The sequence below is a fragment of the Geobacillus sp. LYN3 genome, from assembly GCF_003064505.1.
Taxonomy (GTDB): domain Bacteria; phylum Bacillota; class Bacilli; order Bacillales; family Anoxybacillaceae; genus Parageobacillus_B; species Parageobacillus_B toebii.
Window position 1 is genome coordinate 1,931,265 of sequence record NZ_QCWL01000001.1, and the last position, 17,105, is coordinate 1,948,369.

At 38.7% G+C, this 17,105-nt stretch carries 9 protein-coding genes and 6 pseudogenes; 2 read left to right on the forward strand and 13 right to left on the reverse strand.

Going from position 1 to position 17,105, the window contains the following annotated elements:
* A pseudogene (locus DCC82_RS18150) lies at positions 1-643 on the forward strand (IS256 family transposase); the annotation flags it as partial.
* Positions 644-879: 236 nt separating this feature from the next.
* Here DCC82_RS18150 and DCC82_RS10005 read toward each other — a convergent pair.
* The 11 genes and pseudogenes from DCC82_RS10005 to DCC82_RS10050 form a co-directional block, all read right to left on the reverse strand.
* Entirely contained in the window at positions 880-1,650 is a 771-nt protein-coding gene (locus DCC82_RS10005; RefSeq protein WP_108430344.1) for a transposase, read from the reverse strand.
* Between the two features lie 224 nt (positions 1,651-1,874).
* On the reverse strand, positions 1,875-2,132 hold the full coding sequence (locus DCC82_RS10010) for a hypothetical protein (protein ID WP_062679417.1): 258 nt from the start codon (positions 2,130-2,132) through the stop codon (positions 1,875-1,877).
* Between the two features lie 112 nt (positions 2,133-2,244).
* The gene (locus DCC82_RS18560) at positions 2,245-2,373 is read right to left on the reverse strand and encodes a hypothetical protein (protein WP_268796334.1); all 129 of its coding nucleotides are present in this window, start codon (positions 2,371-2,373) and stop codon (positions 2,245-2,247) included.
* Positions 2,374-2,504: 131 nt separating this feature from the next.
* On the reverse strand, positions 2,505-3,656 hold the full coding sequence (locus DCC82_RS10015) for an ATP-binding domain-containing protein (RefSeq protein ID WP_108430345.1): 1,152 nt from the start codon (positions 3,654-3,656) through the stop codon (positions 2,505-2,507).
* Positions 3,657-3,722: 66 nt separating this feature from the next.
* Positions 3,723-6,218, reverse strand: a complete 2,496-nt coding sequence (locus DCC82_RS10020; RefSeq protein WP_108430346.1) for an ATP-dependent DNA helicase — start codon at positions 6,216-6,218, stop codon at positions 3,723-3,725.
* 126 nt (positions 6,219-6,344) lie between these two features.
* Positions 6,345-7,130 carry an MPN domain-containing protein gene (locus DCC82_RS10025; RefSeq protein WP_062679415.1) on the reverse strand — a complete coding sequence of 262 codons (786 nt, stop codon included), beginning with the start codon at positions 7,128-7,130 and terminating at the stop codon, positions 6,345-6,347.
* Positions 7,131-7,344: 214 nt separating this feature from the next.
* Positions 7,345-7,676: pseudogene (locus tag DCC82_RS10030) on the reverse strand (nucleotide pyrophosphohydrolase).
* 476 nt (positions 7,677-8,152) lie between these two features.
* Positions 8,153-8,365, reverse strand: a pseudogene (locus tag DCC82_RS18155) (YdbC family protein); the annotation flags it as partial.
* Between the two features lie 4 nt (positions 8,366-8,369).
* Entirely contained in the window at positions 8,370-10,055 is a 1,686-nt protein-coding gene (locus tag DCC82_RS10040; RefSeq protein ID WP_233252970.1) for a UvrD-helicase domain-containing protein, read from the reverse strand.
* Positions 10,030-12,531: a hypothetical protein gene (locus tag DCC82_RS10045; RefSeq protein WP_233253031.1), complete on the reverse strand. Its 2,502-nt coding sequence runs from the start codon at positions 12,529-12,531 to the stop codon at positions 10,030-10,032. The genes DCC82_RS10040 and DCC82_RS10045 overlap by 26 nt, the downstream gene beginning before the upstream one ends.
* A 1-nt stretch (position 12,532) precedes the next feature.
* Entirely contained in the window at positions 12,533-14,941 is a 2,409-nt protein-coding gene (locus tag DCC82_RS10050) for an ATP-dependent helicase (protein WP_097355022.1), read from the reverse strand.
* Positions 14,942-15,175: 234 nt separating this feature from the next.
* On the opposite strand from DCC82_RS10050, the pseudogene DCC82_RS10055 reads away from it, so the two are divergent.
* Positions 15,176-15,385: pseudogene (locus tag DCC82_RS10055) on the forward strand (transposase); the annotation flags it as partial.
* 209 nt (positions 15,386-15,594) lie between these two features.
* Here the strand turns inward: DCC82_RS10055 and DCC82_RS10065 are convergent.
* A pseudogene (locus DCC82_RS10065) lies at positions 15,595-16,468 on the reverse strand (ExeA family protein).
* Positions 16,461-17,105: pseudogene (locus tag DCC82_RS18160) on the reverse strand (IS481-like element ISBst1 family transposase); the annotation flags it as partial. The pseudogenes DCC82_RS18160 and DCC82_RS10065, both read right to left, overlap by 8 nt.

A 17,105-nucleotide genomic window follows, 5' to 3' on the forward strand; every position in this document is an offset into this window, starting at 1 on the left:
TGTTAGGAGTGAATGAAGAAGGGTATCGCGAAATTCTGGATTTCTTCGTGGGAGGACAAGAAAGCGCCTATGTATGGCAGGAAATTCTTCAACAACTATACAACAGGGGCGTAAAGGAAGTGCTTCTGGGCGTATTCGATGGACTACCGGGGTTGGAGGAAGCCTTTAAGGCGGTTTATCCGAAAGCGGATGTGCAACGTTGTGTCGTTCACAAAGTCCGCAACACGCTCCATCGTGTTCGGAAAAAAGACCAATTCGAAATGGCGGAGGATCTCAAGCTGATTTATCGCGCGCCGAATAAGGAGATGGCGTTACAAATGTTTCAACAGTTTGAGTCGAAATGGTCCAGCAAATATCCAAGAGAAGTTCAATCTCGGGCCAATGAGTTGGATGTCCTCCTAACATTTATGGATGACCCAAGCAGTATTCGAAGTGTGATTTACACGACCAATGCCATCGAACGATCAAGGAAATTCGGAAACGTCTCAAACCCATGAACAGCTTGAGTAGCTTAGAAGCCACTGAAAAAGTCGTATATTTGACGATACAGGACTTTAACGAGAAATGGGCAGGGCGAAAGTTGCGAGGATTTGCCGAAGCGCATGAAGCCCTCGAGCGAATGTTTGAAGAACGTTATCATTAACCAAATACTGTAAATAAACAAAATATGGGGATTCTCCCTTTCCACACAGGAGACTGAATATTCAGTCTCCTGTGTGGAGGAAATATCCCATACCCGTCAAGTTAGCGGTATAAAATTTTTTAGGATGATACGCATGTTCGAAAAATCAATCAAAGGATGAAGAGAAAACCAAATGCTGGGCATGCCAAATAACCCTCAAGAAGAGGGTTATTTGGCATTTATATCCATAACCCACACTACCATATCCCCAATTTCTTTAAAAGATCCGATACCGTTTCCTCTCCTTTCCTTCGGTCTTTCCTCGCGTGTTTCCTTAACAGAGACAGGAGAGATGGAAGGGCGGTTTCCATCGCTTGGGGATGCAAAAGAAACCGATGCCAATACGATTGGAGGATATTAAGCGCTTTCCATTCACTGATCTCGATTCCCTCCCGTTGATGCCAATACCTTCGGGCTTGGAACAGAAGAGTCTGCGTGACTAAAATGGCAATCAATGTCCCATATAAGTGGCATTCGAATCGTTCCTTCTTCATCTTTTTGACACGGTCAAGGTCAAATAAGGATTTCCAGCCCTTAAATAACAGCTCCACTTGCCAGCGCAGCGAATACAGCTCATAAACTTGTTGCGCATCAAACGATTCTTGTGGTAAATTGGTCAGTAAGATGTGATATTTCTTTTGTTCAAGGGTTTGGCGTGACAGCGCCTTCCCTTTCTTTTTTTCCTTTTTCCGCACATACAAAAACGCCACGGCACGAGGCGTAAACCGCTGATTCATTCCTTCATTCGAGAGAGAGCAATCATGCCAGAGCGCCAAATCGGCACACAACCGCTGAAGCGACTGACAAGCGAGCGATCCGTCTCCCCAGGCACATAGCGTCAGAAAGGCTTCCGCTGTTAATGAACGCTGCCGCTGAATGAATCCGACTTTCCGGGCCAGACGGGTCAGTTCTTCAGAGGAGAAGAGTTGACGAATCGTTTTTATCCATGCCTTCATCTTTTTTGCCATCAAAAAACAATCCTTTCCAACGATGATTTTCGTTAGAAAGGATACCATGTTTTTGGCGCTGAAAAAAGATCAAATTCTTAACTTGATGGCTATGGGAAATATCCCCCCCTCTATTCTAAATCCATTTCAGAGATACCCTATCTATCTTACATTACACAAAATTCTTGACGGTACCGCTTCTTTGTTATCCGATCGATGTTGTTTTAAAAGACGGAATGACTTTTTCAACAAACGCTCTCAGTTTTGGTATTAAATTGCTTAATATTAATCATGCCGTTTTTATCGACCTTTTCTTTACATTCAGGCAAGTAGCCAGCATAAATATAACCGTTTCCTGTATGCCTTAATTCTCTAATTACCGTTTTCCTTCTTGTTCTGCTCCCTTCAAACACAAAATTGATTTTATCTGGTTTTACCTTTTTCTCTTTTAGTTCAGCAAATGATCGAAACAAATTTAGAGCTTCTTCGAAGGACAGAGCCATATCATCTTCCCCCTACTAATAGTCTTATACCTTCTCTCATGGTCAAATCAATACCCTTTTCACAAGTTGTTTGTCCACTCATCAACACTGTACATTATTTTGGTGAAAAATTTTATTGAATCATGTCATAAAAACAAATAAACAGAAGCGAAAATGGCTTCTGTCGTAAGTGATCATACGTCCCAATTAATTCAAAATGTTTGCGTGCAAAATTGGTTTTTACTTGTTCTTCCGGCTTCAACTTTGATTCCTTCTGATTAAACGAAATGTCCTGCCAACTTTTCTTACCGCCGCTGGGCACAGGGACTTTCTTCTCTTTTATTCTACCAATCTATCGACATGCTTCCGAGTCACTTGATCTAGGAACTTTTTTTAAAAAAGTGAAGAAATTAATTGTTGAATCTTTTTCGAATCGATTCCCCCATTTTCCGTCTCCATTGTGACAATGAGGTTTCCTCCCTCTTCTATAGGAAGAATATTGTGACTACGATACCATTCAAGTTTTGCTTCCCAGCGTTTACGATATTCTGGGTTAGACAACATTCCACAGTGTTCCCAATAGTAAGTAATTCCTAAATCATCATCTTCAATTGTAAAATCTGGATAACGGATAGTCCCTCCAAATTTAAGAGGTTCTTCATATAAATAATTAATTCCGTTAGCATGTAATAGATCTGCAATTATCACTTCTGATTTAGAGCGTACTAGCTCCCCTCTTGTCGTGCGATGTATTAATCGTTTTTCCAAGAACACCCCATCATCTATTTCAATCATATTTGGTTTTTCAAATAAATTTGTATAGCGTCTTGCTGTTTCGGAATAGCGGTCCGATGCATAACGCCATAAATTTGAGCGCGTCCCTTGATGTAAAATAATCACTTTCTCTTTTTGTCTTGTTAGCGCCGTATACAACAACTCAGGTGATAATAAAGCACATGATTCGGGAATAATCACAAACACTTTTCCGAATTCGCTTCCTTGTGACTTATGAACGGTGAGGGCATAAGCAAGCTCTAATGCCGGTTCTCCCTCTTCACGAAAATCCGAAGTGAAGTACTCATAGCGATATCCCGGCTGAGAAGAAAATTCCACATTAAAGTGTGTTGCATTTTGTGCATATTGCCCTATTACAAGTCCAATTTCACCATTCGCAACATAGCATTGTGCCCCTTCTTTTGGCCATACATAATTTCGTTTATGGTTAAAAGTATTAATAACCTTATCTCCATAGACAATTTGCTCTGGTCCCATCGGTTTTGGAAAATAACGATTAAATGTTCTTTGTGATGAGCGTATCCGCTCTTGCTTAAACGTCGTGTGAATTTCACGATTAATCGCTTTCACGCCATACAAAGCATTTTTCACTGGTGATAAAATTTGCCAACTTTCCACTTTATGAACTGAATTGTTTTTACCGCTTGGATGACTCACAAAGTTTATATAGCCTTTTTCATTCTTTACTCCACCTAATGTACGCTCAAATCCCTCAACGTCACTCTCATTCTCAAGTTCCAATTCTTCCATTAATACTCGTTTTAGTGTCGGAAGTAGTTCCTCTTCCCGATTCCACTGAACAAAACGTAAAGTACTTTAACTAACTGAAAAATTAGTTTCATCAAAGTATTCATCATCTGCAGGGTGAACACTGCTGCGGCTGAACCATTGTGCCAAACGAAGGTCATCTCGCTCCCCACCAGTTTCACTTGACTGGCGTCTTGGAATCGTTAATTGCCCATAACCTTTTCCTACTTTCGGAAACATACTTTCTACATTATCTGGGGTTAAATAGTTTACTAAATCAACAAACGGTCTGCCTGCACCGATTGGCGGCAGTTGTCTTGGATCACCTACAAAAATAAATCGTTGGACTCCTTCTAATGCTTCAAATAACGCTGCCATCATTTCTTCTGTCAACATTGAAGCTTCATCTACAATTACTGTTTGTGCATGTTTTTCTCCTTTTGCGTTTATAAGCTGATATCGAAAGTTTTGATAATCATATCGATTTGTTCTACCTAAAAACTGGGCAAGAGTATACGCTTTTATCTTTAACGTTTTTGATACTTCCTCCATTCTTACACGTGCTTTTCCCGTCGGTGCTAACAACAATACATCCCCTTGTTGAATCTCAGGATGACTTATTAATGTTGACAAAAGAGTCGTTTTTCCTGTTCCGGCAGGTCCTATTAAAACAGAAATTCTCGATTCCGCCAATTCCTTTAAAATAGCTGCTTTTTCTGTACGAGCCATCTCTTCTTTTTCTGCTTCATATGGATCAGCAATTTGGATGGGTCCACCAAGCTTTTCATCTAGTAAAGCTCGCCAATCCGCAGAAATCGAAATCCTTGCACCTTTCAAACGCTTTTCTACTTTTTCACGAATTAATTGTCCCATTTCGTAAAGACGTTTAAGCTGATACGCTTTAGAACCGTCTGCCATTTCAACAATGATTATTTCCTGCTGTAAATCCGTTTCTATTGATGTTAAAAGATCTTCATGAAGTTCACAATCCGGAACGATTGGTAAGTTTCTAATTTGACGAACAATTTCCTCAAATGGCAATAAAGTATCTCCGTTGCTTGCAGCTTGTTCTAATACATATACCACTAATGCACGTACCCGTCTGATATCATATTTGGAATCCAACGAACCTTCTCGAAGAAAAGGATAAGTTTCAAGTAATGCTTCATTTGGAAACATTGCTTTATCAATTGTCCAAATCGGTATAGGTTCGAGCTGAAGGCGTGTTTGCTCATAAAGTATATACGGATTTTTTAAAATATCATTATCTGCAGCATGAATCTCTTTTTTCTTTCGCTCCGATTGTACAAACACAACTGTTGCTTGTTCGTTTGACAATTCCATTCGACTTAACAGTTTAACTAATTCTTTTCGTTCACTTGTCATTTGCTTCCACATACGAGATAACTCTGGTGTTACTTGCTTTGCTAAATAAGATGGCAAATAATCTTTGGGACTCTCAAACATTGCATCTACCAGTGGCCAAATATCTGCATTCTCTGTAAAGTGCTGTTCTAAAGCGCGTGCAACAAAAGTTCCTAGTGAAATCCCCATCGCTGTAAAGCAAGCTCCGAGTCCCGGATATGGTCCACGCAATTTCCATATTTCAGACAAACGGTCATCAATCCATTTCAGGCATTCGTCCCATGGACCACGAATATATTTTTTCATTTTTTCTAGTGATTTAGCTAACTCAATTAAACATTCAATGGCACTGTCATTCGATACATGTTCGCTCGCATACGAAAACTCAGCCATTCGTTCTTCCGGAGCAAAAGCAATGCATTCTGCAACATTTATTTCTGAATGTTTTTCGGCATATGTAAACAATTCTTGATATGGTAACAAAAATCCATCACGAAAATTAGGGCGAAGGGTATGCTGAACCATTCGTTCCCAAAGCATTGCTCGTAAAGATGGAGATTTAGTGGCATATTGATATTCAGTAAGTTCTCCAATATGTTTTACTCTTGCCACTCCAATAAGCACTCTACGCGTTTCTTCAACAAATGGAATTTGTTTAGCATAAAAGAAAATTAAAGAGCCTACTTGTATATGATTCATGAAACTATTTAATAACGTCTCTTGATTCGTCTTCTCCTGCCACCAGTTGCTAGGAAAAGGTAGCTTCGGTTCTCTCGATTCATCTACATCCAATGGATAATATTTTTTCAACTCATTAATGGACGATTTAAGCATCCACCGAAATGGAATAACCGCCGCTGAATAAGCCGGAAATCGTAGAGGAGTTGCCTTAAAATGTCCATGCGTTTCTTTTGAACTTTCTTTATATGGATGGTCAACTACTTTCACATAGTCAAAAGGTGCCATAAACATGCCCCGTTCTGCCACACAACAAGGCCACACATCTTGTGATAGCTCTTCAATAGACATTCCAGCATATTTGCTTTCCAATTTCTCATCTTTCAATTCTTCAATCCTTCTTAATTTTAAACAGCTGGTATTCTTCGCAGGATTGCTACAAATCGTCCCATTCCATCCTTGATCATGCCATGGGACGCGAACGGATAAATGTTTTAATGGATAAATCTCATTTGGTAACATGATAAAATTTTTTCTTCCTTTCTGTCATAGAATTCAAACAACATATCATCGGGCTTATCATTCTTAATATATACACGGCTCATCTCCTAGCTAGTGATCCGATTCTATAACACCCGTGCCTTTCATTTATTTTTCTAACATCTTCTTAATCCGGTTCAAATGATACTCCGTATTATATTCGCTTCGTTTGCTTCCACCGTTGCGTAAATTATATTCGATTTTACGTAAATGATATGTCTGGGCAGTTGTGAGAGCGCTAACATTTATATTTTCTTCACTTAACATCTGTAATAATTCTGCCTCTGTCGAAAATAAATCAACATCCCTTAAAGAATTACCATTAAAATGATACGCACGTATAGTGAAAAAATATTTTTGAAACTCCCCTTGAATAAAATTCACTTCTTCATTTAACAGCTTAGCGTCCGGATAGTCTTGTGGATGTTTATTTTTGTTATAAAAATACTCCCCTGCTGGTCCGACACTAAAATCTAATGAGAGTGGTTTGTTCTCTTTTCCGTTCCGCGTTAATGCGATAATGACCATATATGGCAATTTTAAATACTGTGCAAATTCAACATCTGCATTACTCGGATCTGCCCAGTGTTCAAAGTATTCCTCGTGTGGATGACTATGGTATGTACCTATCCATTTAGAAGTTGAGAATAAACATTTAGCGCTTTGAATCGCTTCATTTATCTTTTGATCTGGTTGCACTAAATCCTCTGTTCGCTTCGAGACACTTCCAACAGGAAAAGCAAAATCACATTCATAGCCCGTTTCTTTTTTTAATCCAAATAATAGACCAAATGATTCTGTGTTTACTCTCTTTTTATTTTGCGGAAAAAATTGTATTGCATCCAATAATATCGTTGAAAAAGAGTGTTGAATTAGTTCTAGATGATTTTTCATCGAAAGCACCTCATTTTAAGTAAAGTAAAATGAATAGCTTTTATGAACAAACCTAAAAAACGTTTAAAAATCTGTGAGTGTACCTTATCATTCCACACTACGGATTCTTACAATAGGAAAAATGATTTCGTCTTTTTCTCTTATCTATCCTATATTAACGTACATATATTTCTCTTTTATCGATACAAACACCACTTTTCAAGTTGTTTTCCGGTCATTTTAGTTCATCATATTTTTTCTTTGAACCAAACGCTTTTCCACCGGATACTTTTTTTCATTTTTTCCATTTTATTGATGATTGCTTCTTCTAAGTCGATGCCTAATTCATGTGACAACAAAAGTGCATAAATAACTATATCAGCTAGTTCATCCTTAATATTTTCAAAATTATCTTGAACTGCTTCTTCGCTTGTTTTCCATTGGAAATTTTCCAGCAACTCCCCTGCTTCTAAAGTCAAAGAAATCGCTAAATCTTTTAGAGTATGAAACTGTTTCCAAGTTGCGCACATCACGAAATTTAATGATTTTTTGCTGTAAGTGTTTCAATACAATTCCCTCCGAACATGTACAAAAGTTTAGAACATGTCCTAAAACTCATAAGTATGCATAAATGAATGCAGAAAATCCCCATCTTAGAAACCATACAGTGACCGAACATACTCTTTCAAAAAAATCTCTCTTCAAAACAGATTGCAAGATTACATATTTTCGATCATATTAAAAAATTGCTCCAATGTTTCTAATTCTAACTTTTGAACTAAATCGATAAACTCGCTATATAATGGGCTATAGATGCTGCTAATGCTTTCCATTTCATATTGCAACGCTTCTTCAGATGCTGCTGATTGCGCCCCAATTAGTAATTCTCTTTGTTTCTCGACAGAGTACCCTTTTTCTTTCATGAACATAAGAACATTCTTGATTTGCTGAATAAATAATGGAGAATGTTCTAACCACCCATTGACTTGTTCTTGCCAGTTATATCTTTGCGGGTTAAGTTCTTCAGATTGACTTCCCTCAAACAACTGTTTTAATGCGTAGTATAGCTCTTTTAACTCTGACTCTGAAAGGGTAACGCCTTTTCCCATTTTCGTATGTGAAGCATTCCAATCTCTTATATCATACTTTGGAGGATAACCGTTCCAACTAATAAGGTTTAATTCCTTACTCCACCCTTTGGATGAGCTAGATAATGTTGCTATTTGTTTTTTGATTTCAAATTGAATCGTTGACAAAAGACTACCCCCTATTTGAATAAATGCTCGAATCAAAGCCAAATGCATCATAATCTTCTTTATAAAAATCTCTTACAAAAGGTGAAATACTTCTAAAGTTTTTACCAGTATACATCAGCTGTACTTCTTTTTTCGCCCGAGTAATTGCCACGTAAAGAACTTTCTTTTCATCATTTAATATAGTGTCGAGGTCAGCATTGTAGCTGTCGCTATCCTTATTGTCACCGGCTCTTTGATCTAATTCTTCTATCCTCTTTTTATTTGGATAATGATCGCGGTCAAAATGAATTAAAAATACATAATCAAATTCAAGACCCTTCACGCTAAATGCATCTGTAAAAAAGATTGGCTTTTTCTGCTTATTTAGTTCAAATCTTCTTGCATATTGCGATGTGGTAATGACATCAAAATTTCGATTTAATTCATTAAAGACAGGACATTGATAGACACCATATTTATCCGCATCATGACGGTGGACGACAGCAATAGTCGCATCCGAATCATGTTTCTGAATCGCTCTAATTTGGTCTACTAGATGTGTAGTTAATTCTTTTGAATGTCGGAAATAATATATAGATGGTTTTTTTCCTTCTCTAACAAAACGTTGATCATCCAAACGGTCATTTTCTTCATCAAGAAACTGCAAACTGCTGGCTAGTTTCATAATTTGTTTCGTTGATCGATAGTTTGTTCGCAAATTTCGGGTTTTTCTTCCCTCGATATACAAACCTAAATCCCGATAAGAAAATGGGCTTCGTTTATAAATGCGCTGCTTAGGATCTCCGGAAACGACAATCGATTTTTTAGTGAGTCCTACTAGCGCCTTCAACTGCATTGCCTGCAAATCCTGTACCTCATCTACAAAAATATAGTCATACTTCAATGATTCCGGGATATCTTCAAAATGTTTGAGCAACAACAAAGCATAATCTTCTAAATCCAAATGATCATGAAACTGTTTTTTTAATAACTCCTGATATTTCTTGTATAAATAGAAAATGGTCCGACGCTGCTCTTTTGTTAATCGCGGAATATTTCCTCTCCCCACACGTTCACAATTATAATAAGATTCTTCCGTAATAAAACCATTTGCCTTCATCCAAAGGATTTCATCCATTAAGAACGTACCCGTATGTGTTTTATAAAGTTTTTGTTCTGGCGGCAGCCTTTTATATTCTTCACTTTCCATAAAAGAATCGACAAGAGCAATGGTGCGGCGTGTAATGGTATCCTCATAACGCCGCAAATTTTCGAGATTTACTCGTAAAAACTCCGTATTTTTAAAGCCGATTTCTCGTAAAATTCCTGTTGCCATATTATGGAAAGTTTTCATATGAAGAGTATGTTTGTCTTTTATCTCATGAAATTTATGCGATTGCTCTATTCTTTTTCTCGCATCTTCAATTAAAGTCGTATTAAATGAACAATATAAAATTCGCTTCGGTTCATTTTCCTGCTCCATTACTTTTAATAGTTTATAAATTAGAGTCAGACTTTTTCCGGTTCCAGCCGAACCATTAATTAACATTTGATCTTCTTCCTGTTGTACAACAGAAATTTGTTCAGGACTTAACGTAATATTTGGCAATAGTCCATGTGCATCAAAATAATTTTGCCATGCTCTCGCAGATTTTTTGGCAAAGTCTAAACGTTTTTTATGGAGATCAGCTGTCATTTGCATCGATGACATACTCACCATCCTTACAAACATGCAGGAATGGACACATGCGGCAATGTTGTCCGCTTCTAGCTTCTATTTCCTTGATTCTCACACTCGCAAGAAATTCTTTTATATGCTCATCTATTCGAAATGTGTCATGATCATATTGGTGTTTTGCTTTCCAATTTTTCGTTACAATATATTTACTTCCTAAACGTTGGAGCCGTTTCATTGCTTTTGGATAATAAATATTCTGATATGATTTATAGGTTCTTAAACCTGAACTATACGATGTATCCAACAAATTTTGTTTATGCGCATTTGTCCATTGCGGAAATAAAGGAAACATCGTTTCTCTAAATAACTCTTCTCCTTCTCCTTGTTCAGCAAGTAGTTTGCCAATGATTGAAAATGCTTGCTGTTGATGGAAGTCGTTTTCATAAACAGGATGGTGTTCGACAAAAGCATTCAAAAAGAATTTCCGCTGGCAAAAATCACTGTCCAACCACAACAAATCAGGGATATTTCGCAATGGCTCTTTTGGTATTTCCTCTTGCGTGGTTACAGTTTCTTCCCAACTAAATTCTTCTGTTTGCTCTTCCAAATTCACTTTCTCTTTATTATATAATTCTTCTAATATCATGAAATAAATACTTGGACCATCATTTTCCTGCAAATCTTTTATATAACTAAAAGTAATTTGTCCATTCCCATACGCAAGAAGATGATATATCGAATATAGCGCAGTACTTCTTGTTACATTCCGCGAATAATAATCGACTAAGAGGGCATTAATCCTAATATTTTGGTTGGTAGCAATAAATGAGCAACGAATGCATTCTTTTAACCAAGTATGAGTTAAGAGGCTTGGCAACTCGGGAGTTTTCCAAGGGAATGTTTTAAACGATAGCCCCGTTACATGAATGTTTTCTGCACTCAAAGTCTTGCCGATTAACTGATCAAAGTTCAAAATCTTATTTTCTTGTTCTTCAGTGGAACCTAAATAAAAAGTAAGCAACTGGTATAGCTCTTCTTTAGCAAACTCCCAATGATCAGGGATATGGATGGAAAACAGCTTTTCAATTTTTTGCTTAGCGCTTGGCTCCCACTTATCTTTAACAGTTAAGTAAATTTTATATAGTTCTCTTAAATATAATTGGACATTTTTCTTTTCTCTTTCAGCTAATAGAAGCCGATTCACTTTTCGAGCTAAATCTTTTGTACATTCGATTAGCTGTTTCACCGTAATTTGATACCTGGACTGATGTACATATGGAAAACAACGAAACGGATTGCTCAAATAACACTTTAACCGATGGCGCCCTGCCTGTTCTTTTGCCACTTCATCAAATACCTGACTTACCTCTTGAAGATAAACTAACGACTGTAGACGTTCCATTATATTTTGGAAACTTTCAACACCGTCCATATAATCACGCAAATCAACTAACAGTGTCAATGCTTGTGTGCCGTTTATGCTCCCGTACTGCACCCATCCGGATGTCATCATGTTTACATAATCATCATATGTTAAGAAAATGCCATCTTCAGTTTTTTTGCAGTTTTGTAGAGAAAGAAAAAACTTCCCATAACGACTTGCATAAAAATGATCACTTTTCGTGCAATCCGTATAAATGTTTAAATCTTTTTCATAACTTGCAATTACTTCATTTTGATTATTTACAATTGGATTTTTTTGGAGATACTCTTTAAATTCAGTTGGATGGTTAAAAGACAAAAAACGAATGTTATCTAATTGATCTTCTTGATGTGGAAAACATTTATCCAAATATTGTGCAAATTTTGTGCCTCGATTAGGTTGAGAGCTTTCAACACATTCCCAACGGCTATAATCACATCCACTAACGCGCTCATAAATTTCACGCCATGTTTTATAAACATCTGGCGCATTGGGGTTGAATGGAATATAAAATACAACATTTAACCCAATTTGTTGAAACAAATAAAACATCATCATCCTTAAAGTATCAATGTAATCAAAATGATGAACACAAACTGTATGAATGTCAGTGTCTATGTTCAATTTCTCAGCTATTTTTCCCTTCGTAAGATTTGCTCGTTCTTGCAAATAGCTTAATATGACAGGATCGTTTCTTAATTCGTCCAACATCGTAATGAGAAATTTTTGTTCCTCATTTAACTGTATCTCCGGAAAATGAAACAATCTTATTAGACCCATCTCTATTAAAAAACGGATAGATAAATAAAAGTCGCGGATTCTTTTCTCAAAGTAGGTCACTTTTTCCGTTGGAGCATTTCTGTAAATATATTCACGGATCGTGGATAGCAAATATACCTCGGTATGAGGATGATGCCAATCCGAAAACAGTCTCTCTATGAAAGATTTATAACCAAAAACTTGGTTAGAAGACTCGTTCAAGTTCCGTAAATATTCAGCAAAAGCCGCACTTTGGGTAAGATGTATTTCACCTTGATGAATCTTAAAGTTTTCGTAAAACTTTTTTGTATGCTGGTAGTACTTCACTTTAAACAACCAACATCTCCCCGCTTTCTAGCAAGTCGCTCCAACACTGAGTCTGGTATGGATTCATTTGTGAGGAACTGTTCGCATAAACTGCTTTTCTCGCACGCGTTAAGGCTACGTATAACAACCTAGCTTCTTCAGCAATCGTTTCCATCTTTTCTGAACCGACATATTCATTGTAGTAGTTATTCTCAAACTCGAAACCATTCCAATGAACCCTATATCCCATTTTCCATTGCGGCCTATCTGAAACTAAGATTAAATCCGTTTTCCCCTGCTTAATAAAGGCACTTTGTGTTAATGGCATTAATACATAGTCAAACTCCAAACCTTTTGCTGTATGAACAGTCATTACCTTAATTCGATGATTTACATTGCTCTCTAGTTTTAGTTCGTTTTCTGTTGCATCTGTTGCCATTTTAATAAATAAAAATTTTTCAAGATCATATAAGGAGGCCTGGAAATCGCCAAATTCTTTTTTTATTAGATAAATGAGACGATCTAAGTTCATTTTGTATTCTTTCATTTTTGCAACGGCTTCCTTTTTTTGCATTTCAATATCTCCATCAGGAAACCAGGTTCTTAACTGATTGTAGTAGCGAAGCCGAAATACTTCATGCGGTTGAACCGTATCAATAATTTTTTGAAGCAGAGCAATCGCTGATGAAGTATTCCACTCATATTCCGGATGATCTAATCTATCAAATATCTCTAATAAATCAAGAACGAAAGGCTTTTCTGGCGTATAAGCAGATAAAATTTTAGCAATAGTCAGTTCATTCTCCCCGTAAGAGCTTTGGTGAAATAAATAACGATCTTTCGGAACATTTGGATGTGTAAGTCTTCGAATCAACAAATAAAATTCCCTCACTGGCAACGAACGGTAAAAAGAGCCTGACAAAGTTGCTTCACAAAAGAATCCCAGATTCTCGATCCTCTTCACCATTTCCAACACTTCACGGTTAGAGCGAACTAACACTGCAACATTCTCATTATGCAAACGGCGAAGTAAATATTTTAAAGTTGTATCGTCCATATCTAGGGTAACTAACCCTTCTTCGCAACTTTCCTCTTGCACGGGAATAAGCTTGTCCGTATCGTCAAACTGAAACTTTTCAACGACTTTTGTCCATTTTTGAAATAAGACGTTAAATTGCTTTAATAATGTTGGTGTGGAGCGATAGTTCTTTCGTAGGGAATACTCCTTATAAACTTGATTCGCTGTTTTTAGTTGCTGCTGTAATTGACGAAACGCCGTATAATCTGCTCCTCGGAAACGATAAATGCTTTGCTTAATATCCCCGACCGCAAACAACTGACAACGATACTTCTCTACTAGCCAACTAACAAACGCTACTTGTGACTCATCAGTGTCTTGAAATTCGTCGACAAACAAATAACGGATCGAAAGCCTTAATTGATCAGAGGAAAGATTCTTTAGCAATATGAGGCGGCTTATTAAATCACTTATTTCTAATGTCTCTTCCACCTTTTTCTGTTCATCAAGCTCTTGAATGACATGCTTAATCACATAATTTGCGAATTCATGAAATCCATGTATATCTATTCCAAAATCGAGCCGTTGAATACTTTCAACCGGGATCGATTTATTGTGTAACTGTTCAATCATATCGGTAAAGGATCGAATGATTTGATAGTGAGGGATTTTCCGAAAACGTTCGTATATCTCCGGACACTCAACAGAAAATTGATCAATATGTTTTTCGATTAATTTCCTCCGTTCATGTTTGTAACTTCTTACTTGCATGGAACGTGAAAATCCCAATGTTCGCCCTTCGGTTGCTAGAAACTCTTTAGCAAACGAGTGAATGGTTCCGATAAACATATTTCCCACTTCTTCCATCCACTCTAAATACTTTTTGTCTTTTGTCAAATCGTAATAGTTTTTGAGTTTTTGCAATAGCTTTGAGCGCATATTTGCTGCCGCTTCATTTGTAAACGTTATCATAACAACCGAACGCAAATCGAGATTAGGTTCCATATGCTTTAGAAACATAATCCGATTAATCATCGTAGTTGTTTTTCCCGTACCCGCTCCTGCTTTCACAATGCAATGTCCTTCGTCATATCTATGCTCGAGTTGATATTGCTCTTTGTTAAAAGTACTATTTTGATCAAGATAATCTAATAATTGAGAATCATTTACTTTGCCATCCTCAATGAGGATAAATGTATGTTCCCATTCCGGCAAATAACGGACAACGGAGACATTCAATAATTCTTTCTTACTCGCTTCCTGTAAAACGGGATCTTCAAGTAGTTCTTCCGGATCATCAAAGGTAAGAAAATACACCTTTTGTCCATTTTGAATATATTGATAAAGTTCTTCCGTTACTGCTTGTTGAATGTCAGGAGAAAATATTAGCACGGAATATTTAGCCTTGTTCATTTGTCATACACTCCTATAACTCCGCACAAAAATAAATTATAATTCTATTTTATACGAAAATGGTAAATTAGTTCTAGAAAGTTAATTCAAATTTATGTTTATTATATAGAATTTTTACTTTTGTAACCGATGATGTATAAAATTTTGTGTAAAGCATTTTACTAGATCAAAAGAAAAAAGGTAGGGTATTCTCTGATTGAACCCAAACATTCCAGAGAAAGGAGAACCCTACCTATGTCTAAAAGTATACCGAATGTAGACTGGACAAATCAACTGGAAAGTGTCATTCGTCAGTTTGTGAAGGAAAAATTAGAGCTGATTATGCGGGAAGAAATCAAACATTTCCTCGAAATCGAACAGGCGGACACATCCAATATGAGAAACGGCTACTATCAACGAAATCTAGATACACAATATGGCCGGATTGAAGGGCTTTTGGTGCCAAGTGTAAATTAGCACATTATTTCAGAATCCCTTTTTCAAATTATTTCAGGCGGATTCGGAAATAATGTGCAAAATTTTTGCGGATTGTTCCGGATTTTGCACATTCTTTCGGAACGTTTGCACGCTCTTTCAGATGAAGATTTCCAGCGCGCCTGATGGACCGATGGAAAAGAAAAAGCACAAAAGAGGCCGATTCGGCCCCTTTCATGCTAATACCCCATTTCCTCTGCGGCCATGCGCACCACTTCTTCGTCAATGGCGTCCTTTTTCAGCTGATACCCGTATAACAGGCACGTCGTGGCCAACGTGTTGATCACCCGAGGCCATCCCCGCGACTGCAGGGCAATCGCCTCTAACGCCGATGGGGTGAAGATCGGATGCTTCGCCCCGGCCTGTTTCATCCGATGTTCGATGTAGCCCGCCACCTCTTCCTTCTCCAGCGGCCCCATCCGGTATCGCATGATGATCCGCTGGTCGAGAGGGCGGTGCTGATTGAGCCGCAGCTTCCCCTGTAAATGGGGCAGCCCGGCCAAAATCAAGACAAATGGGTTGGTCGAATCCATCTCAAAGTTGAACAAGATCGCGATGTCCTGTAAAAATGCATCCTTCGCTAAATGCATCTCGTCCAAAATGAACACCGGCGTGATCCGCCGTTCATGATACAATCGCTCAATCGCCTGCTGGATTTGGCGGAAGAGATCTACCTTGCGGTACTTCGGTTCCTCTCCTAATCCCAAGGCCAGNGATCGCCTGCTGGATTTGGCGGAAGAGGTCTACCTTGCGGTACTTCGGTTCCTCTCCTAATCCCAAGGCCAAACCACGGTAAAAATCCATCACGCCTCCGGTGGATAACGGAAAGTAGACGACATGATACAATGATGGATTCAATGATTCTTTCAGCGCCCGAAGGGCGAACGTCTTGCCCGCCCCCGGCTCTCCGATCAACAGCCCGATCCCCCGGGTTCGTTTCACGTACTCCAGCGCCCGCAACGCTTCCTGAAACGGCGCCCCTTGATACGCCTCGGACGGGTCTGTTTCTTTCGCAAACGGCTCCCGCGAAAGGGAGTAAAACGATTTATACACCGTGTTCTCCCTCCTTCGCCGGAATCGCCGCAAACGGGGACCGATGGCGTTTTACATAGGCGTTGTCCTCCAAACGAACCCGAACGGCCTCCGCCACCTTCCTTCCATCTTCGTACACATAGACGCCCCGTTCGTCATAGCGGAGTTCAATCGATTGCCCAATGAACCGGGGCGGCACTTCATACAGCTGCTTGTTCAAGGTGATCGTTCCATCGGCTTTGACCTTGCGGTGCTCCCGCTTCAGAAAAATCGCATCCAGCCAATCGCCATCTTCGATGAACGACACGAGATGCACTTGCGATTGAAACACCTCATGCGGCGTTTTTCCGTCCAGCGAGGCGTGCGGTTTTCGATGATACTCCTCTTCAAGCCACCTCCAAAAGCGCTCGTTCAGCTCTTCGAGCGACTTCGGGGGATCCAACTCCAGCAGCGGATAAAACCGCGTCTGTACGGTGCGGAAGAACCGTTCGATTTTCCCTTTGCTTTGCGGGTCATACGGCTGGGTGTGGATGAGCGTAATTCCCATCTCGGCGCACGCATACTGCAGCACCTCGGATCGATAAATTTTCCCGTTGTCCGAGTAAATGCGCTTCGGCTTCCCGCAACGAAGCACCGCTTCCTTCGTGACGATCCGCAG